The sequence below is a fragment of the Bacteroides luti genome (assembly GCF_900128905.1).
Lineage (GTDB): Bacteria > Bacteroidota > Bacteroidia > Bacteroidales > Bacteroidaceae > Bacteroides > Bacteroides luti.
This window is the reverse complement of sequence record NZ_FQTV01000006.1, coordinates 185518-212463: the sequence shown is the minus strand read 5'-3', so window position 1 is coordinate 212463 and position 26946 is coordinate 185518. Positions and strand designations below refer to the sequence as shown.

General features: G+C 36.5%; 23 protein-coding genes, 2 tRNA genes and 1 pseudogene. 15 read left to right on the top strand and 11 right to left on the bottom strand.

Annotated features, from left to right (window positions below; translation table 11 throughout):
- Positions 1-71: 71 nt before the first annotated feature.
- Positions 72-653: a sugar O-acetyltransferase gene (locus BUC21_RS07710; protein ID WP_073400919.1), complete on the top strand. Its 582-nt coding sequence runs from the start codon at positions 72-74 to the stop codon at positions 651-653.
- A 21-nt stretch (positions 654-674) separates the two neighbouring features.
- Here BUC21_RS07710 and BUC21_RS07705 read toward each other — a convergent pair.
- Positions 675-747: transfer RNA gene (locus BUC21_RS07705), tRNA-Pro, on the bottom strand.
- A 123-nt stretch (positions 748-870) separates the two neighbouring features.
- Between BUC21_RS07705 and BUC21_RS07700 the strand changes: the two genes are divergently transcribed.
- The 5 genes and pseudogenes from BUC21_RS07700 (at position 871) to BUC21_RS07680 (ending at position 4456) form a co-directional block, all read left to right on the top strand.
- Positions 871-943: transfer RNA gene (locus BUC21_RS07700), tRNA-Phe, on the top strand.
- 170 nt (positions 944-1113) lie between these two features.
- Positions 1114-2505: pseudogene (locus tag BUC21_RS07695) on the top strand (RNA-binding domain-containing protein).
- A 158-nt stretch (positions 2506-2663) separates the two neighbouring features.
- The gene (locus BUC21_RS07690) at positions 2664-3242 is read left to right on the top strand and encodes a type 1 glutamine amidotransferase family protein (protein WP_073400918.1); all 579 of its coding nucleotides are present in this window, start codon (positions 2664-2666) and stop codon (positions 3240-3242) included.
- Between the two features lie 425 nt (positions 3243-3667).
- Complete coding sequence (locus BUC21_RS07685; protein WP_073400917.1) at positions 3668-4126, top strand: cold shock domain-containing protein; 459 nt, start codon at positions 3668-3670, stop codon at positions 4124-4126.
- 18 nt (positions 4127-4144) lie between these two features.
- On the top strand, positions 4145-4456 hold the full coding sequence (locus BUC21_RS07680) for an RNA recognition motif domain-containing protein (RefSeq protein WP_073400916.1): 312 nt from the start codon (positions 4145-4147) through the stop codon (positions 4454-4456).
- Between the two features lie 366 nt (positions 4457-4822).
- Here the strand turns inward: BUC21_RS07680 and BUC21_RS07675 are convergent, their stop codons facing one another.
- From BUC21_RS07675 to BUC21_RS07655, 5 genes are all read right to left on the bottom strand, one after another.
- Positions 4823-5422, bottom strand: a complete 600-nt coding sequence (locus BUC21_RS07675; protein ID WP_073400915.1) for a hypothetical protein — start codon at positions 5420-5422, stop codon at positions 4823-4825.
- Positions 5423-5699: 277 nt separating this feature from the next.
- Positions 5700-6176, bottom strand: coding sequence for a DinB family protein (locus tag BUC21_RS07670; protein WP_073400914.1), 477 nt, complete (start codon positions 6174-6176; stop codon positions 5700-5702).
- Positions 6177-6305: 129 nt separating this feature from the next.
- The gene (locus BUC21_RS07665; RefSeq protein WP_073400911.1) at positions 6306-7130 is read right to left on the bottom strand and encodes a helix-turn-helix domain-containing protein; all 825 of its coding nucleotides are present in this window, start codon (positions 7128-7130) and stop codon (positions 6306-6308) included.
- Positions 7131-7146: 16 nt separating this feature from the next.
- A complete protein-coding gene (locus tag BUC21_RS07660) occupies positions 7147-7443 on the bottom strand; it encodes a hypothetical protein (RefSeq protein ID WP_175550495.1) in 297 nt (98 codons plus the stop codon).
- Positions 7444-7529: 86 nt separating this feature from the next.
- Positions 7530-8108 (bottom strand): DNA-3-methyladenine glycosylase I, encoded by a 579-nt coding sequence (locus tag BUC21_RS07655; RefSeq protein WP_073400907.1) that lies wholly within the window; start codon positions 8106-8108, stop codon positions 7530-7532.
- 167 nt (positions 8109-8275) lie between these two features.
- Here BUC21_RS07655 and BUC21_RS07650 point away from each other — a divergent pair, with 167 nt between their 5' ends.
- Together BUC21_RS07650 and BUC21_RS07645 are read left to right on the top strand one after the other, a co-directional pair.
- Entirely contained in the window at positions 8276-9082 is an 807-nt protein-coding gene (locus BUC21_RS07650; protein WP_073400905.1) for a tRNA threonylcarbamoyladenosine dehydratase, read from the top strand.
- Positions 9083-9418: 336 nt separating this feature from the next.
- Positions 9419-10795 carry a tryptophanase TnaA gene (locus tag BUC21_RS07645; protein ID WP_073400872.1) on the top strand — a complete coding sequence of 459 codons (1377 nt, stop codon included), beginning with the start codon at positions 9419-9421 and terminating at the stop codon, positions 10793-10795.
- 127 nt (positions 10796-10922) lie between these two features.
- Here BUC21_RS07645 and BUC21_RS07640 read toward each other — a convergent pair whose 3' ends face one another.
- Positions 10923-12380, bottom strand: coding sequence for a glycoside hydrolase family 28 protein (locus BUC21_RS07640; protein WP_073400867.1), 1458 nt, complete (start codon positions 12378-12380; stop codon positions 10923-10925).
- 257 nt (positions 12381-12637) lie between these two features.
- Here BUC21_RS07640 and BUC21_RS07635 point away from each other — a divergent pair, with 257 nt between their 5' ends.
- From BUC21_RS07635 to BUC21_RS07605, 7 genes are all read left to right on the top strand, one after another.
- Positions 12638-13255 (top strand): Crp/Fnr family transcriptional regulator, encoded by a 618-nt coding sequence (locus BUC21_RS07635; RefSeq protein ID WP_073400865.1) that lies wholly within the window; start codon positions 12638-12640, stop codon positions 13253-13255.
- 92 nt (positions 13256-13347) lie between these two features.
- A complete protein-coding gene (locus BUC21_RS07630; protein WP_245797077.1) occupies positions 13348-14013 on the top strand; it encodes a hypothetical protein in 666 nt (221 codons plus the stop codon).
- A gap of 533 nt (positions 14014-14546) precedes the next feature.
- Positions 14547-15968 carry a Gfo/Idh/MocA family protein gene (locus BUC21_RS07625; protein WP_083547639.1) on the top strand — a complete coding sequence of 474 codons (1422 nt, stop codon included), beginning with the start codon at positions 14547-14549 and terminating at the stop codon, positions 15966-15968.
- Between the two features lie 420 nt (positions 15969-16388).
- Positions 16389-17051: a DUF47 domain-containing protein gene (locus tag BUC21_RS07620; RefSeq protein ID WP_073400864.1), complete on the top strand. Its 663-nt coding sequence runs from the start codon at positions 16389-16391 to the stop codon at positions 17049-17051.
- A gap of 15 nt (positions 17052-17066) precedes the next feature.
- A complete protein-coding gene (locus tag BUC21_RS07615) occupies positions 17067-18071 on the top strand; it encodes an inorganic phosphate transporter (protein WP_073400861.1) in 1005 nt (334 codons plus the stop codon).
- A gap of 14 nt (positions 18072-18085) precedes the next feature.
- Entirely contained in the window at positions 18086-18925 is an 840-nt protein-coding gene (locus BUC21_RS07610; RefSeq protein ID WP_073400858.1) for a CvfB family protein, read from the top strand.
- Positions 18926-19031: 106 nt separating this feature from the next.
- On the top strand, positions 19032-20447 hold the full coding sequence (locus BUC21_RS07605) for a hypothetical protein (RefSeq protein ID WP_073400856.1): 1416 nt from the start codon (positions 19032-19034) through the stop codon (positions 20445-20447).
- Positions 20448-20579: 132 nt separating this feature from the next.
- On the opposite strand, the gene BUC21_RS07600 is transcribed toward BUC21_RS07605, so the two are convergent.
- From BUC21_RS07600 to BUC21_RS07585, 4 genes are all read right to left on the bottom strand, one after another.
- Positions 20580-22526, bottom strand: coding sequence for a biosynthetic peptidoglycan transglycosylase (locus BUC21_RS07600; RefSeq protein ID WP_073400854.1), 1947 nt, complete (start codon positions 22524-22526; stop codon positions 20580-20582).
- A 289-nt stretch (positions 22527-22815) separates the two neighbouring features.
- Positions 22816-24438, bottom strand: coding sequence for an ExeM/NucH family extracellular endonuclease (locus tag BUC21_RS16305; protein ID WP_073400852.1), 1623 nt, complete (start codon positions 24436-24438; stop codon positions 22816-22818).
- Positions 24439-24487: 49 nt separating this feature from the next.
- Positions 24488-25804: a TolC family protein gene (locus BUC21_RS07590; RefSeq protein ID WP_073400946.1), complete on the bottom strand. Its 1317-nt coding sequence runs from the start codon at positions 25802-25804 to the stop codon at positions 24488-24490.
- Positions 25805-25808: 4 nt separating this feature from the next.
- The gene (locus BUC21_RS07585; RefSeq protein ID WP_073400849.1) at positions 25809-26936 is read right to left on the bottom strand and encodes an efflux RND transporter periplasmic adaptor subunit; all 1128 of its coding nucleotides are present in this window, start codon (positions 26934-26936) and stop codon (positions 25809-25811) included.
- Positions 26937-26946: the final 10 nt, after the last annotated feature.

Here is a 26946-nt window from a genome sequence, read left to right as displayed (position 1 = left end):
GTTACAACTTAATTTGAAATAACAGATTCATTATAGTAAATTTGGCACTCATTTAGAAAAAGAAAAAAACAATGACAGACATGGAGAAAATGGCAGCCGGAGAAGTTTATTGGGGCTTCAACCCGGATTTTGGGCCATTATTAGACAAAGGTCAGGATTTTTGTTTCCAATACAACCAAACATCCCCATCGGATAGGGAACATAAGCACCACTTATTGGAAGGATTTCTACGGAAAGTAGGTCGCAATGTTCTTCCCAACAGTCCTATAAATATAGATCTTGGTAATATGGAAATTGGAGACGATACCATTATCAACTTCAATTTTGTAGCGTTGGACGAAGCACTGATCAAAATTGGTAATAACTGCTTCATTGGTCCCAATTGTTCAATCTACACAGTAGTGCACTCGCTTACAGTTGAAGAAAGAAATCAGGGATATATGTATGCCAAACCGGTTACAATAAACAATAATTGCTGGTTGGGCGGTAGCGTAACTGTACTTCCCGGAGTAACCATTGGCGAAGGGTCAGTAATTGGTGCAGGCAGTGTAGTTACAAAAGATATTCCTGCAGGTGTACTTGCATACGGCAATCCCTGCAAAGTAATAAGGCAGATTAAGGAGATGCCCAAAAATGACAAAAGCGACAAATAATTTACATTATTCGTCGCTTTGTCGGAGTGAGGCGACTCGAACGCCCGACCCCTACGTCCCGAACGTAGTACGCTACCAACTGCGCTACACTCCGTTTTCTTTAGTGACACAAAAGTAAAGCAAAAATTTGAATTATCTAATTATTTAAAGAAAAAATTCAAAAGATGTTGGTAATTCCAAAAATATATCTATCTTTGCACCCGCAATCACAAAAGAAGGTGCCATAGCTCAGTTGGTAGAGCAAAGGACTGAAAATCCTTGTGTCCCCGGTTCGATTCCTGGTGGCACCACCTTTTAAAAAGCACTTAAACTTCACGGTTTAAGTGCTTTTTTTGTTTTTATCTCCTTTTCTGGAACATTCTTCAGAACATATTCAAAGAAATAAAATTGTTATTTTTTCAAACAGAAGTCCTCTAGCATCGGTAAATTAATTATATATTTGTATTCTTATAATCTAAATATGTTGAATACAGAAAATATAAAATCACTCATTGATAACGGAGAAGGCTATAACGTAGAATTCAAGGTTTGAGTACCCTCGAAAGTTCGCGAGCTGACAGAAGAAATATGCGCTTTTGCAAATGCAGAAGGAGGATACCTATTTATAGGAGTTGATGATAACGGCAATATTGCAGGAATAAATATTGAAAATGATAAACGATCTGCTATTCAAGGTTCTATAAGTGAAATATCTCCATCTCTCCATTGTGAAATGTATGCTGTTGATATTGATAATAAGTCCGTTTGGGTAATTGAAGTACCATCAGGCAAAGACAAACCTTATATATTTTCGGGTTCAATCTTTGTTCGTGAAGGTGCAAATTCCCAAAAGCTACGTACAGTTGAAGATATGCGAAGTTTCTTTCAGGAATGTAACAAGATATTTTTTGATCACATCCCTTGCCCTAAATTCAACATTTATACAGAAGCCGACGAACAAAATATAAAGGACTTTCGTAGAGAATCCAAACTTAGTCCAGAAACACCAGATAAACAGATTTTCGAGAATCTAATGCTATTCAATGAAAAGGGTGTGACTAAGAACGCCGCAGCAATGTTCTTCGGCAAGCATCCCGAAAATATGTTTCCTCATGTTGTTGTGAGATGCGTTCTTTTCAAGGGAACAACAAAAGTCTATATAATAGATGATAAAACTTTTGGCGGCCCACTATACCAACAGTACTTGCAAGCAATGGCATGGTTGGAAAGTAAGCTCCAAGTGGCCTACAAAATAGAAGGTCCCGGACCAAGAGAAGAAATTTGGGAAATCCCTCTAACTGTATTCAAGGAAGCCATTATAAACGCCTTGTCTCACCGTGACTACTACGAGCAGGGTGCAACCATAATAATAGAAATGTTCGATGACCGGGTAGAAGTTTCCAACCCTGGAGGATTATTACCAATTGTAGCCAAAGATTTCGGCCACAAGAGTATGACACGCAATCCATTGATATTTGGTTTGTTTACTCGTATGCATCTAGTTGAAAAAGTTGCTTCCGGTATTCCTCGCATGAAGGAAGCGATGAAAGAGGCAGGCTTACCTGAACCTGAATTTAATACTAATGGGATTTTTACGGTTGTATTCAAAAGAAAATACAGCGTCATTGATGGCGGTACAAATGGCGGTGCAAATGGCGGTGCAATTTTGGTTACCTCTAATGAAGATACCATTAATCGAGTAAAACAGATCATTTACAACAATGCAGGTATTAATAGCAAGAAAATCAATCAATTGTTACCAGAAATAAGCAAACGAACCATAGAAAGATGTATACAGAAATTAAGAGAAGACAAAATTATAGAATTTAAGGGAGCATCAAAAATCGGAGGATATTATATAATTAAGCATTAATATTATCCCAACAGATTATTTTTATCAGAGATTAGAAACCTTGAATAAATAGTAAACGCAAATTTGAACTATATAACTACACTAGAAGTTTATTTCAAAAAAGTAATTGGACTATTGAATTTTATTTAAAGTATATTTAAGATAAAACAGAAAACAATATGAACAAAAAAGTACACATATTCCTATTCGATGGATTCTCCGACTGGGAAATATCTTATCTTACACCAGAGATTAACAAGAGCGAGAAGTTTGAAATAGTTTATTTCTCAAAAGACGGAAAGCCTGTGGTATCTATGGGCGGACTGAAAATTACACCAGACATTTCGTTTGCTGAAGTAGATGCTAATGATATTGATTTACTGATTCTACCCGGTGGTGTGGCATGGGAAAAGGGAGAAAACAATGAGTTGAACCAATTTACAAAGAATGTCTTTGAAAAGGGAAAACTGATTGCTGCTATTTGTGCGGCAACGTCATACTTAGGACAGCTGGGCATTCTAGACAAGGTAAAGCATACCAGCAATGATCTTAATTACTTAAAAGCAGTTGCTCCGCAATATTCCGGTGAGAGCAATTATGTAAATTCATCGGCTGTGAGCGATAAGAATATTATCACTGCTAATGGAATTGCTTCTATTGAATTTGCGAAAGAAATATTTGAGAGAATCTGTTTATTTGAAAAAAGTGATATTGAAAAATGGTTCCAACTGTTCAAAAACGGGATATGGAGCGAATAAAGCTAACTATCTAACTAAGCAAGGGTTACTTGCTACTCTGAATTTCGAGGAAATAAATGAGAACTAAAATATTTATTTTCAAACTATTTTTTCAATAGCCAAATTAATTTCATATATTTGTTACCTGAACAATAAAGTTTATATTGTATCCTTCTAAGCAATGCTTTGCTCCGCAATTATCTGGCGGGTCTTCTCATCGTCAAAATCGACATCAAAATCAACTTACTTGTTTAATGTATTAACAAGTTGCAAAAGTGTTCATCATCATCATTTGGCGTACTTTGGGGTATTTACTAATTTTTTATTAAGATATTGAGAGATAGAATCACCACTTTCTAAAGTTGAGAAGGGTATAACTATTTCGATTCCCCAAAAAGGCAAAAGATTAAAGGCTGCATAGTATTGGCATAAAAAAGATATAATTAATGGCAAAAGCGAATTCATTCAACAAAAGAGATTTAGAAAAGAAAAAAGAGTTAAAAAAACAAGAAAAGCTAAAACGCAAAGAAGAGCGCAAGGCTAATGCTGGTAGTGGATCATTTGAAGATATGATTGCTTACGTTGACGAGAATGGTGTTATTACCAGTACTCCTCCTGACCCTGAAAATAAACAGGAAATTAATATTGAAGACATTGCTGTTTCTACTCCAAAGAAAGAGGATGTTGTAGAAGAAACTGTATTTACAGGACAGGTAGAACACTTTAACCAGGAAAAAGGATTTGGTTTCATTAAACGAACAGGAAGTATGGAGAAGTATTTCTTCCATATAAGTAATGCCCCTGCTTCAATTGCAAAAGGAAATATGGTTACATTTGAGCTAGAACGTGATGTCAGAGGCACAAGTGCCGTGAAAATCGCTCTTGACAATAAGAATAACCAATAACAATAATAGTAAAAACAGATGAACATTTATGTATCAAATTTAAGCTACAACACTACAAGTGATAGCTTACAAGAATTATTTGCAGGATTTGGTGAAGTTACTTCAGCCAATATTATCAATGACAGAGAAACAGGAAGATCTCGCGGTTTTGGTTTTGTTGATATGCCTAACGACGAAGAAGGTCAAAAAGCAATCGATGAATTGAATGGAACAGATTTTGAAGGAAAAACAATCAACGTAACCGTTGCTCGCCCAAGAACTGAAAGAAGCAACAGTGGCTACAACAATCGTGGTGGAAACGGAGGCGGATATAATAGAAGACGCTATTAAGCCGAAACTTTTTTATACAAAACGGGAAGACAGTTATGTTTTCCCGTTTTTTGTTTGTTCATTCTTCTGTTTAACTGGGTATACAACCGCACATCTGTAAAACTCACACCTACTATTTTAATTACCTAGTTGAATAATTGATAGAACCCGGTCTGCTTTCAAAATTCCCTCTAGAGATATTTAACAACTCTTGTACAAAAGATTGCATTCTTCTGTACAAAAGAATTGATTGTTCTGTACAAAAGAAAACAATCTTTTGTACAAGCACGCATAAATGTGATTCCGGTAAAAATAAAAACACAACGGGAAGTTATAAAATATCCGTCCGGCTTTCAGATTAAAGCCTATTAAAGATTCACTCTATACTCACTTACAGGTACGCTCATAAAGGGCTTTAACAGAAGTTTCTTTCCATTCTTTGGATACAAAATCATAAATTCTGGCATTATAAATCACCTTAAAATGATCTTTATCCAATCGCTCCAGCCTTGTAACCTGCACTTCTGGTGTATCTCCAAGTTTTCCTTTCAATACTACATTGTCATTTTCATCCAGATCATAAAAATAGAACGATAAGTCGTGTGCATACATTGACAAATTAGAATAAGTGATGTATTGAAACGGCAAATTCAACGATAGCGATTTATTGCTTGCACTCTGACTCTCCGTAGGGCGCACTTCTGCACAACTGCTTATCTGATTAAATTCATACATTGGCAGGGGAGTATAATCAGGATCTCTTGGATTCACCAAATAATAAGGTTCAGTCATTTCATTATACAAATCGGATGATTGCAATCCATCGTTATTAAGATCTACCCTGATTTCAGCCTTCAAGGACGTAATTTTATAAGACCCAGTAAAATCGTTAACACAAATTACTTCCTCTTGTTTATCACCACAAGAATAAAAACCTATAACACAGATGACTAGCATAATCCATGCTCCATATCTTTTTCTCTTCATTATTAAATCAACTTTAGTTCTTCATATTCATAAATATATTGAATTGCAAAATTACAAATATTTTATAACAAAAGGCATCTAATTTACAAAAAAGATGACAGAATCATAGTGCTAGACTGCTAGATTACCGCTAGAACAAAATAATTTGATCTAGCACCTATACAGTATTAGTATACAAACACTTAAGGAGATTCTGCTAGATTGCTAGATCAATTCTGCATTTTTATTTTTCTGAGAGAAAATAGTGATGCATTTCATCTTGGAATTTATGTGGTACCTATTGATTGATCAATTCATGAATTTCATTGATATGAAGATATAAATGGTCTAAGTAACCTTCAATCATATCTTTTAAGGTGACCTTAGTTCCTTCAAAATCACACCAATAACTCTCTAATTTAGTTTGATCGACAGATTTAATAACTTGAATAATATGAAGATTAAAAAACTTCCATAATCCAATTAAGTTATTCCAGTCGGCATGCTGATATTTCTGAAGAGCAATCCATAAATCGTTATCCTGACGATAGTCGGGAAAGTATAGCAAATGCTGGCAATATTGCAATCTAATCATTCGTTGATGGTTATTTGATGCAGAATCTATTAAATGACCAAGAATCTGCTTTATTGTTCTATTTTGCTTGTTGCGTCGGGAAGTGATAACATCTTCTTGTAAACCTCTCAATAAGTTCTCTTCAGTCTCTATTACACTGGAAATACCATCTGTAATCTTTGAAAAATCGATAGTTGACATAACTTTTTAGTTTTTAGAATTTAAAATACACAGTAGTATAAGCATATCCCCAAAAGGAATATGCAAAAGTAGAGCTACGTTTCTTTTTACGCTTGTAAAAAAATGACTATTCTAAAGACTCTGCAATAATTATCTTTTCTTTATGAGGTTTAATTTGCAATCTTTTGAGAAGAATGTAGAATAAGGTATTCTTGTTGACAAATACTGAGTGGGCGAACAGTTGGAGAATGCTTTAAAATCCTTAACCAAATGAGAATGGTCGTAATACCCACAAGTATAAGCCAATTGGGTAAGTTCTATATGTGGATTATTTTGCAATGTGTATAATGCTCGCTGAAAGCGAATAATTCTATAATACTCCTTCGGACTCACTCCTACTAAATCAGTGAAAACTCTTTTAAAATGCCTGTATCCCAGACAAGCATTTTGGGCAAGAGATTCTACATCAATCTCAGGTTCGTTCACAATCAGCTGAATGGAACTGAATATTCTTTTGTAATTATAATCAATTGCAGATAGTCGTTTTAGCAAGAAAGATTCAATCTGCTGAATGCATACAGAAGTCTGTACTTCTTCGGAAATAAAGTTTTTCAGGTTATTCAATCCTGCATCTTCCAAATCTTCTACATCTATATACCGGTTATATAGTTCGTTCATTGAAGATGTAAAGAATGGAATCATTCCTAATGGCTGAAAAACGATTGCAATCATATCAATATCGCCCTGAGAAATCAAGGTTCCTGCCGTTGATAATTGTCCGCGAATAAAATTTTTCGGTTGAGATCCTTTGGAATCAAAGCTCAGATTATTACCTCGATGAAACACAAGGTGTATACAGCCAGATGGAATAGTTTGAATCTTAATTGGGTCTATTTCATCTGTCTTTAATATCCAATAGTATTTAATATATGGAGTTAGTGAGAATGAAGGATATATTATAGCACTACTTCTCATAATAATAGTTTGAATTCTATATCATAAATCTACCAATATTCAAAACAACGACAATAACTGAAAGTATCCCCAGGAGAAAAGCAATTAAACGGTATTTTCTCTCCTCCTCCTTTCTTAATGCAATAATAGCCAGCCCCATAGCAACCAAACTGACGGCTATTACAACATAAAATTTAAAATAAAAGCCTACAAATTCGGTTAGCCCCAACAAAAGTTGGGTCTTCCCATCTAATGCTAAATACCGGGCAGAGATATCTCTATTAATCTTTATTACAGCAATCAGTGAAATAACGCTTAATAGTATTGATAGCAAAGAGAATAGTCTGTTTTTAATAAATGATAGTTTCGTAAGATATTGCATATTCTAAATGATGTATCTATAATTCTAACGGCTGAAGATTAGTCTTTGATTTTGTAATGACAATCTTCTAAATGATCATTTACATACCCTACAGCTTGTAAATGCGCATAGCAAATTGTTGTTCCAAAGAATTTGAATCCACGCTTTTTCATATCCTTGCTGATAACATCTGATAATTCAGTGGAGGCAGGAATCTGATCTAATGAAGTCCAATGGTTCATAATCGGCTTTCCTTCCGGCAAGAAGTTCTTTAGATAGCTACAGAAACTACCAAACTCTTTTTGAACTTCAATAAAGCAGCGGGCATTGGATATGGTAGATGTAATCTTGAGTTTATTACGGATAATACCGGAATCCTGCATCAATCGTTCAACGTCCTCAGTTGTAAACTGAGCAACTTTCTGCACATCAAAATCGGCAAATGTTTTACGATAATTTTCGCGCTTTTTCAGGATAGTACTCCAGCTTAGTCCTGCCTGAGAGCTCTCTAAAACAAGAAACTCAAACATCTTATGGTCGTCAGTAACTTCACGTCCCCACTCTTCATCATGATACTGCACATATAAAGGATCTGTGCCACACCATCCACACCGTTGTATTTCAATGCTTTGTTCCATTATCTTTAAAATTGATTGATAAGCGCAAATATACAATTAATTATAAGAAAATGATTCTTTTGGAATAAATAGTCAGATAACCACATTTTGATAATGTTAGCATTTCACCTTATTATACCTTGAATATTTATTGTACTTTTGCACTCCAATTTATTGAATGTGAACAGATGGGATTAGAAAGAGGTATTTTCAAAAGAACTGAGCTATTGCTGGGTAATGATATTATGGACAGAATTGCCGGCGCTCGTGTTATCATTTTTGGTGTTGGTGGCGTAGGTAGTTGGTGTGCAGAGAGTCTGGTAAGATCGGGAATTAAGAATTTAACGATTGTTGATTCCGACCGTATTTGCGTAACGAACATCAATCGTCAGTTAATGGCTACAACGAAAACGGTGGGACAAGTTAAAGTTGAAGCTCTGAAATCACGCCTTCTGGAAATTAATCCTACTGCTGAGATAAATGCATTGCAGCAGATTTATAGTGCCGAAACATCCGACTCTTATCAATTGGAAAGCTATGACTACATTATAGATGCAATAGATAGCCTGGAAAATAAAGTCGACTTAATTCGTACGGCAACAAAAACAGATGCTACGTTCTTTTCATCAATGGGTGCCGCACTGAAAATGGATCCCCTAAAAATAAAAGTTGCCGAATTTTGGAAAGTGGCTGGTTGCCCTCTTGGTGCTGCTCTTCGCCGCAAAATTAAAAAAGGAGAAAAGCTCTCGAAGAAGTTTCAATGTGTTTATAGTGAAGAATTGCTGGAAAACAAAGGAGGCAACTCTGCATGTGGTACTGCAAATTGTCTTTGTCCTAAAGCTGAAAAAGGACCGGGAGATCCAAACTTAGTTAATCATGAATGGTGTAGTATGAAAGCACAGATAAACGGTACTTTAGCACATACTACTGCAATATTCGGATTTACACTTGCTGGATTAGTAATACAAGACATTTATAAAAAAGCAGAAGAGTAAAATCAATATCAGTCTTTTTATTGTTTCTATTATAGGGTAATATCCATTTCTGTTATAAAGAGGTTTCAAACCAATTTATTTTGCACTTTACTTATTGCGAAATAGCAATAAATAGTATATTTTTATACCCGAAACAGAACTAATTAAGACCTATGGATTCGAAAGATTCTTTTAGCTTCATCTACCAATTAGTATTCCTGAATGTAAAGGATAGAGATCACTTTATCCCAACTCTTTAATGCCTTATTTTAAAAATTGAATTGCCGGTTATCATAACTATTAATGATAGCTGGCTTGAGTTGCTATTATCTTTTCTAAAACAAAAAAAATACATTTATGGAATTACCATTTGCAGAATCATGGAAGATTAAAATGATTGAACCTATCAGAAAGAGTACCCGCGAAGAACGCGAACAATGGATGAAGGAGGCTCACTATAATGTTTTTCAACTTAACGCTGACCAGGTATATATTGATTTGCTCACCGATTCCGGCACCGGAGCGATGAGCGACAGACAATGGTCGGCAATGATGCTGGGCGATGAAAGTTATGCGGGAGCATCTTCTTTTTTCAATATGAAAGATGCCATTACCCGAATTACTGGATTTGAATATGTGCTGCCCACGCATCAGGGAAGAGCTGCAGAGAATGTTTTATTCTCCTGCCTGATAAAAGAGGGAGATGTTTGTCCGGGAAACTCACATTTTGATACCACCAAGGGGCACATTGAGATGAGGAAAGCTTTTGCAGTGGATTGTACGATTAATGAAGCAAAAGATACTCAGCTGGAAATACCTTTCAAAGGGAATGTAGATATCAACAAGTTGGAGGCTGTTCTTAAGAAGGATGGCTACAGGGTGCCGTTTATCATTATGACTTGTACAAATAACACTTCCGGTGGTCAACCGGTTTCTATGCAGAATCTTCGGGAAACAAAAGCATTGGCTGATAAATATGGCAAGAAGGTGATTATCGACTCGGCTCGTTTTGCCGAAAATGCTTATTTCATAAAAACCCGCGAAGAAGGATATGCCGAAAAAAGCATTAAGGAGATTTGCCTGGAGATGTTTTCTTATGCCGATGGAATGACAATGAGTGCCAAGAAGGATGCTATTGTTAATATGGGTGGTTTTATTGCCACGAATGTGCAGGAGTGGTACGATGCTGCCAAGGTTAAGAATATAATCTTTGAGGGATACATTACTTACGGTGGGATGAATGGACGAGACATGAATGCTCTGGCTGTGGGGCTGGATGAGAATACTGAGTTTGAGAATCTGGAAACTCGCATCAAGCAGGTGGAATATCTGGGTAAGAAGCTGGATGAATATGGCATTCCGTATCAACGTCCGGCTGGCGGACATGCAATTTTTGTAGATGCCCTCAAAGTACTGACTCATGTTCCGAAGGAGCAATTTCCTGCTCAGACATTAGCTGTGGAACTTTACTTGGAAGCAGGTATCCGTGGTTGCGAAATTGGTTATATCCTGGCAGACAGAGATCCGGTAACCAGGGAAAACCGATTCAACGGACTTGACTTACTGCGGCTGGCTATTCCCCGACGTGTTTATACGAATAATCACATGGATGTAGTAGCAGTGGCTCTTAAGAATGTTTTCGACCGCAGGGAATCAATCACCAAAGGAATGGAGATTGAATGGGAAGCAGAATTAATGAGACACTTTACCGTAAAGTTGAAAAGGGCTCAATAGAGAATATCTAACTTTATAATAAAAATAGCCGAGCGTATATTGAAATGAGCCCAAAAAGTTAGACAAGAACTTTTGAGGTCAGACCATATAAGCCGGCTATTTTTAAAATACAACTGTTAGTCTTTAACTAATCCTTAGTTGTAATCTTTACGTTATCCCAAATAATATTATTAGCACCTGCAATATTCATTGCACTGTTTTTTGTTTTGATCTGAGTATTCTTTACTATAAATCCATCAACATCGGAGATTTCGACAAGTGCTTTTGACGAAACATTGCAGTTTTCAATTACTACGTTAGAAATCTTTGTTTCAGGTATACCTATTGCACGAATAAACTTATCGCAATTCTCTATTATAATATCCTTCATAAAAATATTCTTGTATGATGGAGTCAATGGAGTTATACTACGAACAGGCAAACGATCGGCCAATTCTCCAACATACTCTCTTGAACCAAGCATATCCCATTTAATAGCCGGCCCCGGTATATTCAAACGAATACGTTCATAGTAAAGATTCTCTCCTCCTCCACCACGGTTGCGTCGTGTTTTAAAGAGAATTCCATTCTTGGTACCATCAAACACGCAGTCGTGTACATACATATTCCGAATCATACCAGCTGTTTCACTTCCGCAAGTTACTGATCCACCTCCCCGTTTAGCCAGGCAATAACGGATTATAATATTCTCGGATGGTTTATTAACCCGCAATCCATCTTCGCAACGGCCGGACTTTAGTGTAAAGCAATCATCGCCACAATCAAGTGTACAATATTCTATCAGAATATTCTTTGAAGAGTCTATATCTATACCATCACTTCTGAATATGCCTACACTGTTTACTGTAATGCCACGTATAATTACATTCTCGCAATACTGTGGTACTACGTTCCAGAAAAGTGTTTTCTCAAAGGTTACTCCTTCAACAAGAACGTTTTTACAATTCATCGGAGCAAAGAACATTGGAAGAAACACTAGTTTTCCATCCTTTCCATCGAAAATTCGCTTCTCAACCGGAGTTGATATGTATTTCTCGATTACCACACCTTCCATTTGTTTCTTAAAAATCTCACAATCACGTGAAGGACCTACTAATTTCCCTTGTCCGGTTAATGCAATATTTGTTGCTCCGTTGGCATAAATAAATGCTCCTAACGAATACAGCTCTATACCTTCATTTCTTGTAAACACAACCGGCAAACAGTCTTTTATATCACCACTAAAGTGAAGTTCGGCATCTTTCTCTAGATGCAGGTTTACATTACTCTTCAGAATTAAGCGTCCGGTAAGCCATTGGCCGGCAGGGACAACAACTGTGCCCCCACCTTTACTACTCAATCTATTTATTTCTTTCTGGATGATATTTGTGCAAAGCTTATTTTGTTTAGCCCCTACACTTTCTATATTAATTGTTCTATCAGGAAATTCAGGTTTTACCAACTTTGGCATTTCAAAAGGAGCTACAACTTGAGCAATTGTATCTGGTAGTTTTAATGCTCCAACCTGGCTGCTTGTAGGCACTTCCTGACTAAACGCAGTTAACAAACTGGATATTAAAAATGCAAATACAAATATTTTCTTCATAACACTATATATAATTTGATTAAACGTCTTGCTTATGAATAACTCCGGGTAAAGACTAAAGAGCTACCCATATTACTAAGATTACCGCAAAAATAGTTCATTAACAGATTGACCATTGGGAATAATTATTCAAATAGTGGGAATCTGACGTAAAAGATAGTGCATTCAGACATATTTAAAAGCAATTTCGTTTTGCCTTCTATAATTTGTTCTGTATAGAAATTAAAAGCCTTGTATTTATATCTGGCTCACTTAAAATGAGTACTTTTGTTGTTATTAGTAATAATTCATTTCGGAATTTGAAAGAGACTGATAAAATAAGGATGTTTATAGGTTCTGTCATTGAGCTCAATGATGAAGAATGGTCTTTGCTAAATAATTATATTGAGATCAGGCATTTAAAGAAAAATGAGTTTTTCCTTAAAGAAGGAAACGTGTGCGACTCAATAGCCTTTATAAACTATGGTTTATTTATCTATTACAAAATACTGGATAATGCAGATGAAAAGACCACAGACTTTGCCGTCGAAGGGGAATGGATTACTAATAACCATAGTCGGTTAAACAATTCCCCGTCTCATCTCTACATCAAAGCCATTGAAGATTCTGAAGTTTTGATAATTAAAAGCAAATATCTGGAATACCTATATAAAAGAATGCCTAAGCTTGAACGGTTCGGGAGGATTCTCATGGAGCAGGCATTCGTAAAGTTGGTTCAGCTTAGCATTGACTTGCAGATACTTCCTGCAAAAGAACGCTATGAAAAGCTACTAAAAAACTATCCTGCGATTTTTCAGAGGTTGCCTCTATATCACATAGCTAATTATCTGGGAATTGCTCCCAAATCGCTCAGCCGCATAAGAAATTCTTTTTGAGTAATAATGATTTGGTAACAAATGCGGAGTTATGGTTCTGTTATATCTCCTGATATTTGCATCAGAAAACAAAATCAGCAAATATCAAGATTATGAAAAGAATTACTTTATTACTGGCATGTTTATTATTTGTTGTCTCACAAATCTTTGCTCAAACCACTGCTGAGCAACAACCTGCCGAAACAAAACAAAAGAGTTTCGATGTAAACTATGAACGCCAAACTTTACAAATTGAGTGTTGTAAAGAAACAAAACAAAAAAGTTATGATGTAAACCAGGCATTTGAAGTTGAGAGTTTGTTCCCGATGTTTATAACTGGAGGATTTCATGTTGGAGTTGGTTACCGCTATAAAAAATTTCGTGTGAGAGCTAGTGTTATAAACGGAGGAAGTTACAACGCCGAAACTGCCGGAATAAATAATTCATCGTCAGAATTTAAAAGATACTACAAAACATCTCCGGGATTATTTTTAGGATACAATGTGTGGAAGAATCTCGAAATTTACACATACGCCGAACTGCATACTTTCGAAATTGAACAGAAAAGTACTGGCCTGAAACAGAATTTGCACAGTACCGATTTAGGAGCAGGTATAGGATATCAGTTCTTCATCGGTCGTTATTTATATATTCAGCCGGCAATGCATGTTTATCTGAGAAGCGACAAACAGCTAGATTTCAATGGAACAAAATACAATATTCCTAATATAGACTTATCTCCTGTGATCAGAATTGGAGCTAGACTTTGGAAAAAATAGTTTTTTAATTGAATCAAATATCGAGTAGGAAGAAAGCGAATATGTTTTCTTCCTACTTTTGTTTTCCAGTCCCTCACCCCACTACGCATTAGACTAGTTAAGTAGATCTCCACTTTAATCTTCATTTTACATATATACATCCCAGTTCTGCCATTGGTATAATCGTTAACTCTCACATTCACCAGGTCTATTTAGCAAGAGCAATGTGATATTAGATATTTCAATTTCATCCATTAATTAATTTAATTATTTTAATTCCTTTTATTTTATTCTTTCTAATTAAATTAATTATTTATTTTATTTGGCCATTATAAATTATGTTTTTATTTTTGTTTCCTAAACTTTTGCTCTTTAATTTATAAAGTATAAGTAACAAAAGAATATAGTTAGTAGGAATTTCTTTACCTTAATCTATAAAAAAAGAAGTTTATACTCACGAAGAAGTCTGATTATCGATTTACCGCATTCAAGATAATGCAAGGTCTAATAGTCAGAACTGAATTTAGATGATTACAAACAACTAATATATTATTATGAAAAAGCTAGTTTACTCACTATTCTTATTTTCTCTGATGTGCAATTTTACATTGCCATTAAATGCACAAAGAGCTAAAGTCAGGAAGACTGAAGCGAAAGTAAAAATGATAACTACGCCTGTTCCAGTCCGTCCAGCCGGACAAAAGGATGTTTTAGGCTTGGATACTCCTAAAATGGACGTGGTTCGTGTTGGATTCATTGGTCTGGGGATGCGTGGACCCGGAGCTGTTTCGCGATTTACTTACCTAAAAGGAGTGGAAATTAAAGGATTATGCGATCTTCATGCAGACAGAGTAGAAAAATGTCAGCAGATTTTAAAGAAAGCAGGATTACCAGAAGCTACAGGCTACAGCGGTAGCGAAGATGCGTGGAAAAAGATGTGCGACAGAAAGGACATAGATCTTATTTACATTGCAACAGACTGGAAACATCATGCGGAAATGATGATTTATGCCATGGAACATGGTAAGCATGTGGCTTGCGAGGTTCCTGCAGCAATGACTCTTAAAGAAATCTGGGATGTAATTAATACGGCAGAAAGAACTCAAAAGCACTGCATGCAATTGGAAAATTGCGTATACGACTTCTTTGAGCTGACTACTCTTAACATGGCACAGAAGGGTGTATTCGGAGATATTCTTTATACAGAAGGGTCATATATTCACAATCTGGAAGAATTTTGGCCATCGTATGAAGGAGACTGGCGATTAAAATATAACAAAGAACATCGTGGTGACGTTTATGCAACCCATGGTATGGGTCCGGCTTGCCAGCTACTAGATATTCACCGTGGTGATAAAATGAATTATCTTGTATCAATGGATAGTGATCCAGTAAGTATCCCTAATTATATAAAAAATGTGAGAAAAGAAGATCCTAACGGATTTAAGAATGGACAGCACACCATGACGATGATTCGTACAGAAAAAGGAAAGACCATTCACATTCAACACGATGTTGCTTCTCCACGTCCTTATAGTCGCATGTACCAATGTACGGGCACAAAAGGTTTTGCACAGAAATATCCAGTAGAAGGATACGCCCTTCAGAGTTCACAAGTTGATTCATCTATTACACCAAATCATGAAGATTTAAACTCACACTCTTTTGTTCCAACAGAAGTAAAAGATGCATTAATGAAAAAATATAAGCATCCTATCCATGTGGAATTAGAAGAAACAGCTAAGAAAGTGGGAGGACACGGCGGGATGGACTTTATTATGGATTACCGCTTAATCTACTGTTTACAAAATGGATTACCTCTAGACATGGATGTTTACGACTTGGCAGAATGGTGTTGCTTAGCTCCATTAACAGCAATCTCAATTGAAAATGGATCTGCACCAGTTGCAATACCAGACTTTACTCGTGGAAACTGGGATAAAATAAAAGGATTCCGCCACGCATTTGCAAAATAAAACAGACCAGAAAACGGAAAAATTAGAAAAGGTCGCTTTAAAATAGTACTATTGATAATCTATAGAACTATTTTAAAGCAACCTTTTTTATATCTCTTACAAATAGTAAAATCGCCAATTTATATGGTACTATTTTCAATGCGATAAGAAAGTATTTCTACACTCGAAAGAGATATTACAAGAGCAGAACTGTTTCATAAGTATTATTTAAGCATTATTTATAAAATTCAATATCTTTACTATTTATGATATACACATTTTTTAGAGACATATTCTGATAGGACATCCAGATAATAAATACAATAACATTTGTTTTACATGTTTTTTCTACTGCATTTATTTTGAATATAAATAGTTAAATACTATTGCATGAATAATTTGAATATTCTATATTTGCACTCGAAATAATATAGACTACCAATGAAAATTAATACTTTATTGAGCATGTTTGCTCCAAAAGATGTTAAGTTTTTCCCCATGTTGGAAGAAACAGCTAGTGTCCTCTCCCAGTCTTCAACCTATCTTCAGGAACTTTTTTCTTGCGAAAATGCAGAGCACAGAAATGAATTGTGCAAACTAATTAAAGCTGAAGAAGTTAAAGGTGACAAAGTTACCGGGAGCATTATCCACGAATTAAACAACACATTTATTACTCCGTTTGACAGGGAAGATGTTCATGCCCTTGCAGATGTTATGGATGATGTTATTGACACAATTAACCGTTGTGCTCAGAAAGTGCTACTTTATCAACCAACAAGTTTCCCTCAACACACTATTACTTTGGTTGAAATTATCAAAAAAGGTAGTGACGAAATTCTGAATGCTGCTAATGAATTATCAAACATTAAAAAGACAGATCTTCGTCTTCGCGCTCACTGCAAAGAAATTAAGAGATTAGAAGAAGAAGCAGACGTTGTATATGAAGAAGCTATTATGAGCCTTTTCAAGGGAGCAACAAACAACACTTATAGTGCTGTAGAACTTATAAAACTAAAAGAGATAATTCAGGAACTTGAAAAAGCTGTAAATAAGATCAATAGTACAGGAAAGGTAATTACTACAATTCTTGTAAAATACGCCTGATAAAATACAATTCATATGACATTACTTATTATTGTTATTGCATTAGGACTAATTTTTGACTTTATCAATGGTTTTCATGATGCAGCCAATTCTATTGCAACAATAGTTACCACCAGAGTTTTAACTCCTGTTCAGGCAGTTATATGGGCAGCAGTATTTAACTTTATCGCATTTTTTGTTGCCAGATATCTTATCGGAGAATTTGGTATTGCCAATACAGTTGCAAAAACTGTATTGGAAGAATATATAACTCTACCTATTATCCTTTCAGGACTTATTGCTGCAATTTCATGGAATCTGCTTACATGGTGGTTAGGTATTCCTTCTTCCTCCTCCCACACTCTGATCGGAGGATTTGCAGGTGCTGCTATCAGTGGAGCTGGATTTCAAGCCATTCACACAGCTACTATCGTAAAAATTGCTTCATTTATAGTGCTGGCTCCTGTTATTGGTATGGTAATCTCTTCAGTTATTACAATATTGGTTTTATGGATATTCAAAAATGTGAATGCCCGTACGGCTGAAAACTCATTCAGAAAGCTACAGTTATTTTCGTCCGGTTTGTTTAGTTTGGGACATGGTATGAACGATTCTCAGAAAGTTATGGGTATCATCGCTACAGCTATGATTGCATACTACCAAAAAGGATCTGTAGATACAATGCCTGACTGGATTCCATTATCTTGTTTCGCCGCAATTGGTTTAGGAACAATGGTAGGAGAATGGCGCATTGTAAAAACAATGGGAAGCAAAATTACTAAAGTTACTGCTTTAGAAGGTGTTTGTGCTGAAACTGCAGGTGCTATGACTCTGTTTATTACTGAAATCCTAAAAATTCCAGTAAGTACAACACATACCATCACAGGTTCTATCATGGGTGTAGGAGCTGTTAAAAGATTATCTGCGGTGCGTTGGGGAGTTACTATAAACCTTTTGTGGGCATGGATCCTGACAATTCCTGTTAGTGCGGTTCTAGGTGGAATCGTTTACTTAATTGTAAGTCTTTTCGGTTTAAAATAACATATACCATATAAATGAGCATAGAACTTGGGAAATTTAACGTACTTGAGGTCGTAAAAACAGTCGATTTCGGTGTTTACCTTGATGGTGGAGAAGAAGGAGAGATTTTACTTCCTACTCGTTACGTACCGGAAGAGTGCAATATTGGCGATTTCCTCAATGTTTTTCTTTATTTGGATAATGAAGAGCGACTAATAGCTACCACTTTAACTCCTTTGGTTCAGGTAGGAGAATTTGCTTGCCTGGAAGTTTCCTGGGTAAACCAATTCGGAGCTTTCCTTAACTGGGGATTAATGAAGGATCTTTTTGTTCCTTTCCGGGAGCAGAAAATGAAAATGCTAGTAGGCAAAAAATATGTAATTCATGCACATATTGACGAGGATAGCTATCGGATTGTTGCTTCGGCAAAAGTAGATAAATATCTGTCGAAAGAACTTCCTGCTTATCAGCCTAATGATGAAGTTTCCATTCTTATCTGGCAAAAAACGGATCTTGGCTTTAAGGCCATTGTAGAAAATAAGTTCAGTGGCTTACTGTATGACAGTGAAATTTTCCAGCATTTACAAACCGGAATGCAACTTAAAGCTTTTGTAAAGCAAGTAAGAGAAGATGGAAAAATAGATCTCATGCTTCAGAAACCAGGATTTGAAAAGATTGATGATTTCTCTGATAAATTATTATCTTATATCAAAGAAAACGGTGGAAGTATTCAGTTGAATGACAAAAGTCCGGCTGAAGATATATATGATACTTTCCAGGTAAGCAAAAAGACATTCAAGAAGGCTGTGGGAGATCTTTACAAGAAAAGATTAATTGTCATCGAAGCCAACGGAATCCGCTTAGCTAAAGACTAAAAAACAAATAGGGAAATCCCTAAATACATATCGGGAATATCATTAGGGCGAGGAGTTTCCTCGCCCTATTTTTGTTGCATTAAAAGAACCATAAAACTGTTGAGTTATGAAAAAGATTATATTTACCTTAATTGCCATCGGTATGGTTTCCATGAGTACCATGAGCATGGCTGCTATGAGTTTGAATAAGGTTCGACAAGAAACTCGCTTCCTGACAGATAAAATGGCTTATGAATTGGATCTTTCAACGGATCAATACAATGATACTTATGAAATCAATTATGATTTCATCTATAACGTCCGTTATATCATGGATGATGTTGTCTTTGGATACGACTGGGCTTTGGACAGATATTATGAATATCTTGATATCCGTAATGATGATCTTCGCTGGGTTCTTGAAGACTGGCAATACGAACAATTCCTTAATACAGAATATTTCTACAGTCCAATTATCTCTGAAGGAAATTCATGGAGACTCAGTATATATCTGACATATACAAATCCGTACTTGTTCTACTTTGGAAAGCCTTATCACTACTGGGACTATAGTGGTGGCCACTTCCGCAAGCACTTTAATAATCACAGCTTTTACTCAGACAGATATCACCACAATGTTTATAGAGGCGATTTCCGGGTTAAAGAAAGAAATGTATTCATTAACGACCGCCGTTCCGATTTTGGCAGAGATGATTCCAGAAACAGATCATCAGAAGACAGAAGTAGAAAATCTTCATCAAGAACATTTAATGACGATCTTTACAATACCGATCGTAGCTCTGGTTCATCCAGAAGCAGAACTCCATCAGGCGATATAAGACCTTCTGGCAGAAATAACAATAGAGTGATTGAAATCCCTTCTTCTGACAGAAATAAAGATAACTCCGGTAGCGATGTAAATAGAAGCAGAGATAATAATACTAACAGAGACAGAAACACTGTAAGACCTCCTAGAAACGAAGGCTATAACTCTGGTAGCAGTTCATCAGAATCCAGCCGAAGTTCATACGGTTCTTCTGATAGAAGCAACAACAGTTACAGAGAATCTGGCAATAATAACAGTAGCAACGAGGTTCGTTCTTCAGGTAACAGTGACAGAAGTTCATCATACAATCGTTCTTCTTCAAGCAACTCAGATAGAAGTTCATCTTACAGTCAACCAACAATCACTCCTTCAGATAGAAGCAGTAGCATTTCCAGAGGTTCTGTAACTCGCTCTTCTGATAACTCAGACAGAAGTTCATCTTACAGTCGGCCAACCATCACTCCATCTGACAGAAGCAGCAGCGTTTCAAGAAGTTCTGTGACACGTTCTTCTGATAATTCAGAAAGAAGTTCATCTTACAGCCGACCAACTATCACTCCTTCCGAAAGAAGCAGCAGTGTTTCCAGAGGCTCTAGCAGTAGCAGTAATAGTAGCAGCAGCGTCAGTGTAAGAAGTTCTTCTCCGGAAAGAAGCTCTGGTAGTAACAACGAAAGCCGTTCATCTGGTTCCTCCAGAAGCACCGGCAGAACAAGATAATAGTTTCAATAAATAGTTTAACTAAACATTTTCTTCATAAAAGGCAGTCACTGAGAAGTGGTTGCCTTTTATTCGTTATTAGTTTCCTTGAGCAGGACAGAACAGAATCTTATGGTTCTATTTGGGTTGCTTTTATTCGTTATTCACTTCTTCGGGAGGTAGAACCACTGCAACTGAATCTACGGGTGCAGGAAAGTTATTAACTGATGCACCGGTAAGCTTAACCACGGGAAGTATATTGGCAGCCTCTTCCTCTGTAATCAGTCCTTTTCGGCTCAAACGGTTGGCAATTAGTCGGAAGTAACTTCCCAGCCAAGGTTTAAGCTGCATATTCTCATCAAAAGAACTGCGGAAATGCTTGGGCTTCGGTATAATGGATGCCATAAAAATAGCTTCCTCAGGGGTAAGTTGTGACGGTTCCTTATCAAAATAGAAGTGAGATGCCTCACGCGCTCCATAAACAAGTGGTCCCCACTCTGCTATATTGAGGTAAACTTCATACATTCTATGTTTTGATGTAATACCTTTATTTTCAATAAGCCACACAATCATTGCCTCTTCCAGCTTTCTAAGAAGATTTTTATTCCTGTTCAGAAAAACATTCTTAACCAATTGCATGGAAATAGTACTTCCACCGCGGGCAAACTTCTTACGTTTAAGATCGTATATAAGTGCATTTCTCATTGCATCCAGCCGGAATCCCCGATGAGCAAAGAAAGATCCGTCTTCAGATTGCATAACGGCTGTCTGAAGAAGTGGTGAAATACTATCGAGCGGACAGAAGCCCGGATTCTCGGGACCGACTATGAAAGTACGGACTGGTACTCCGTTTTCGTAAGCGGTATAGAGAAAAGAGCCGTTCATTTTGGCCAGGTTTTCTTTTCCGTAACCAAGTATACTGAAGCCGTGACTTTTTAGATCTGATTCCAGTTTCAGCGCATTCAGATTATTAAAATCAATATCCAGCAAGAAGTGATAAGAGAGCTTTCCGCTTGTTCTTATTCCTTCCACACTACTGAACAATCCTTTAGGTAAAGAAGAGAATAGATCGTCGGCATCAAACGGAGGTTTATCAACAGACATAGTTATATGCCATTTTTCTTTCTTCTGAGCCTTTATATAGGGATGGAATTGCAGTTTATTAAACTGGATGACCGTAGCACTATCTAACTCAAAAAAATCTTTTCCTACATTGATTTTATAATTGAAACTTCCTTTATCCAGATTTACGACCTCAGGAGAAAGAGCTGCATGATAAAGCTGCAATCCGCAGACTTCGGCTTTACCAGATAAAGCAATCTCGCCTCCTCTTAGTTCTGTTTCCGTTAACCGGTAAGCCAATGTATCAAACGCCACTTCGGCACCGTAATATTTATTAAGATAAGGTAGTAACACTTTTCCTCTTTTCTTTGAATAAAGCTCGGCCTCAACGGTTTTCTCATTATTATTGAGGCGTCCCCTACTCATCCAATGGTGTTCAGCATTATCCGCTTTTACTATAATCTCAGTTACAAAACGATTGTCGGAGATATGAAGCGTTGGAATCTGTACTTCTGTATAGTCGCTGTCACGCCGATAACTCATAACCAAATCCCTCATATCACCATTTTCGGGCAACATACCAAAAGACATATCTAAAATATCAGAAACTTTACGGGCATAGTCCCTTTTATCTTCCTTCTTTTCATTCTTTTTATCTTTCTTAAAAAGGAAATCATAATTGGAGATAGAGTCTTTCTTTATAAAGCTAATGTGAAGTCTGTCTGTTATAACTTTTTTTACCTCAGCATTTAAAGTAAGCATTTTCCAAAGACTAAGGTCTATTTTTGCCGAATGGAGAGTTAAGAGTGTATCTCTTTCATTAGGAACCACAGAGAATTTCTCGATCTCTATTTCATTGATTCCGGGCATGTGAAGGCGGGCATAACTGATGTTTAGTCCGTATTTCTTTTCTAATTTGTCAAATTTCCCTTTTGCATAGTAATTCAAAAGAGCGTCTCTACCGATGTATGTAGCTATCAGTGCCACAACAATCAAGGCTAGTGAAGACAGAATCACTATTTTTGTTTTATGTCCCATACTAAATACAATTCATTTGTATAGTTTGCTTTTGCGGTGCAAAATTAGATATTTCTATTGTAACTTGTTCATTTTTTTAAAAGAAATAGAGAATCAGTTAAAGGATAAACCGGAGTTAAGTAAAAAGATGCTGAGAGTTTAGCAAATAGCAGGCGGGGCTTTTAAGAAATAGGCTACCTATTATACAGAAAAGGTCTACACCTTTACCATACAAAGAGTAGACCTTGATTATATTTAGCGTAGTCCTTTTTATAAATATCTAACGGGACATTACCTTAACAGAGGCGGGCTATTGGATTAATAGTTTAGAGACCAGAGCTTGCTTCCCATTGAAAGCCCGAACTAGATAAAATCCTTTCCGTAATGATACGGTAGGAAGCAAGAAATATTGACCGGAATTAGGGTTTACAGACGAGAATACAAGCTGACCACTTACAGTGAGCAACTCTACCCTATCTATTTGGGCTGCATAAAGCGTTATGTATCCTTGAGAAGGATCGCCATATATATGAAGTTTTTCAGTTTTATCAACTTCAGAGTCCTTGATACCAGTACTATAAGTGCCCAGACTAACTCCGGTTAGTATTGGGTCATGATCGGAACAACGGTAAGGATCGGCTGAATAATAGGTACTATAGTTATAATCAAAATAACTGGGTTCGTCGGCATTAATGTGCCATGGACGAGCTCCGGTTACCTGCTGACTAAGAGTGGCGGTAGCCAGTGAATGATCAAGGTATCCCACTGCCCCGTTATATACATAACTGTAATCTGATGGAGAATAACGCTTCAACTGATTAACCAGTCCACTATTGGTATATACTTTTATGGGATCTTCCATGGAATAGGCATTCATATCTCCCACTACCAATACGTCAGGATCGGCATAATAGCTTGTAAGCGTATTTAGTGTATTTACAACATTCTGCGCCTGACTAACCCGCAATGCGTTATAGCCTCCTTGCCCATCGCCGGAATCAGCATCACCTCCGGTGCCTCCGCTGCCTTTTGCTTTCAAATGATTCACAGCTATAATCAAACGTTCTCCATTACTCTTCAGATCAAAAGCCTGTGCAACCTGACGTAATCGATACCCTCCGCTTCCAAACAATTTGATTGACAGGTATGGAGTTACTTTTGTCTTATTATAAATGAAAACATTCTTGGTATATGTACTTTCAGAGTAATCATTATCTGCCACATAAGCGTAGTTATTTGATGAAGTAACTTCGTTTAAGCCATTCACCAAATCGGTTACTGATATATTTCCCTGTCCCACTTCGCAAAGAGCATAAATGTCGGCATCCAATCCTTTGAGGGCTGCCAGAATCTTTGCTCGTTGTCGAGTAAACTCTTCCTGGTTAACAGCCCCATACTTGTTATTCCATAAATCTTTGTTGGCGATATAATATTCCACATTAAAACTTGCAACTTTTAAATTGCAAACGCCAACATTGCTGGGAGAAGAAGTTCGTTCATTTCCTGAAAACAGGGGTCGTACAGTAGGAGTTATTGAATAAATTCCATTGCTATAATACAAAGTACCTTGTAATCCGGTGACTTTACTTCCTGTTCGTAACGTATTGTTGCTATCGGTATATTTAAAAGAGGTAGTATCTTTCAGGATAAGTTTATTCTGTTCATTCAAGGCAGCAATATTATTTGCATCTACACCCGGAAGAGCCACCTCGGTAGGAGAATAAAGCACATCGGGAGAAAGAGTAATATTTCCCGATGTGCTAGTATAATATGTTTTTGTAACCGTGAGCGGAAAGGTAAAAACCACCTCTTGTCCGTTCAACGTTGGTTTCAAACCAGTTGTAAATGACTTAATCTCTTTCTGAGAGTATGCGGACAAACAAATTGAAAGTCCACAGCATATTCCCAGGAATAATAATACTTTTCTTTTCATAACTATCTTTCGCTCAATTATAAGAGGGCAACAAAGATAGCAAATCTATTTACTGAGTAAGCGAAAGTCCTTTATAAAAATCCAATATTTTTGCACGGAATATATAATCATATTTTGCCTGTATCTGATCTGATGAAGCCTTCATTAAATTAACTTTCACCTGACTAAATTCTACAGAAGTTGCTTTTCCGTTTTCGTATTTCTCACGCATCAGTTTAAAAGAAGCCTCGCTAGCCTCAACAGCAGTCTTGCCTGAATTAAATTTAGCCAATGCAGCTACAGCACTATAATACGCCTGTTGAATCTCTTTATAAAGGCTTTTCTTTGATTCTTCCACCTGAAGTGCCTGAGTACTATAATTTAAACGGGCAGTTTTAACCTTGTTGCGTGTTTCATATCGGTTAAAAATTGGAATACTAAGCGATAGACCAAAATATTTATTAAAGTTGTCATTCAACTGATTACCAAAACTTCGGCCCGTAATTCCTGACATAGTATAATATCCGGTACTTAATCCTCCATTAAAAGAAAGAGTCGGATAATAAGCACCCTTAGCAATTTTAATACTTTTATCCATTCCTTCCAAACGGTATTGCTCTGCTAGCACAGCCGGTTTATTTACCATTGCCAATGAATAAATTTCCTCAGGAGTACTTAAAGCCTGAAAATCAGGTTCGATATCTGGCGAAACAATGGAGAATCCCTCAGGCGAAGAAAGCTCCAGTAGCTGTGTTAGATCGAGAATTGCCAGTTTACGATTATTCTCAGCCTGAACAGAAGCAAGTTCATCCTGAGCCAAAGTTGCTTTAGCCTCATAAACCTGAGCAGTAGATGCTTTACCTACTTCTTCCAAACGTGTCATCCGGTCTAACTGTTCCTTACTCAGATTAATCTGTTCCTTAGCCACTTTACATAACTCTTCATTAAATAAAACCTGAAGGAATGCAGAAGTTACATTTACACTAATATCTTCTTTCGCTTTGTTCAAATCCTCAGTAGCCGCTTTTAGATTGAGTTTATTTAATTCAATATTATTGGGTATCTGAAAACCAGTAAAAATAGGAATACTTGTACTTATGCCAAAACTACTATTGCTACTGTTATTGTTTACATAAGAATTATCGACAGGAGAAGCTGCACGGCCAAAACTAAAAGACTGGGAAGCACTTCCGTTTAAATTAGGAAGTCTCTGGTTTTTAGCTGAATTAAGGGCAACCTTCTGTTGCTCGTTTGCTATTTCTTGCTTTTGAATCCGGATATTATGCTTCAATGCATATTCAACACAATCCTTAAGCGACCAGCTCTGTTGCGCAAAGCTGCCACCTGAAATAAGCAATACAGCAATTAGAATTATATACTTTTTCATAGACTTACTTTTTGTTTTCTTCAGCATCTGGCTTCTTATCTTCAATAACTGCACCACGTACTTTATCCTTAGCTGTAATTCCACTCTTTATCTCAATTTTTATACCGTCGCTAACGCCTAGTTTTATCTGACGTCTTTCAAATGTTTGTTTTGGTTTCTCTGTTTTCAGAACATAGACAAAAGTTGAATCGCCAGAGAACTCAACTGTACTTTCGGGAACAGATAATACCTTTGATACTCTATCAAGAACAATTTCTGCATTCGCGCTATATCCCGAACGTATATTCACATTAGATGGAGCATTAATCGCTGCTTTAATTTCAAACAGATTTGCACCGTTTTCAGTAACACCTTTTGGAGATATATATTCAAGCTTAGCATCAAACTTCAGATTCTGCAATGCGCCGATTGTTAACTTGATAGGCATGCCTTCTCTGATACGACCTACTTCTGTTTCGTCAATCTTTCCTTTGAATATAAGATCTTTCATATTGGCAACAGTAGCTATTGTTGTTCCGTCGTTAAATGTATTACTCATAATAACTGAGTTACCTTTCTTGATTGGAACATCAAGAATCAATCCATCAATTGTAGAACGTATCATAGTGTTACTGTAAGTAGCAGAATTCTTAGTAATACCTTCTTTCACAATATCAAGATTATCTTTTGATGAAGAGAGTTCTTCTTTTGCTGTTTTCATAGATACTTCGCTCTTTTCGAACTCTTCTTTACTTATAAGCTTATCCTTATATAACTTTTTCTGGCGATCGAATTCCTGCAAAGATTGTTTGTAGTTAATGTCTGCAACACGAACACGGCTTTCTGCAGAGTTCAATTGTCCCAATTCCGGGATTACTTTTACCTTAGCAATCACTTCGCCTTTCTTAACCATTTCGCCGGCTTCTTTATAAACTTCTTCAACAATACCTGAGATTTGAGGTTTAATAAGAATTTCGTCGCGAGGCTCTACTTTACCTGTAGCCACGGTACTTTTTTCAATATCTGCTACCTTTGGAGTTATTACTTCATAAACAATTTCCTTTGGTTGAGATTTAACATAAAGGAAAGCGAAAGTGGCAATAAATATAGCAGCAATAACTACTATCATAAAGATTCTTAAGTACTTTTTCATATACGTATTA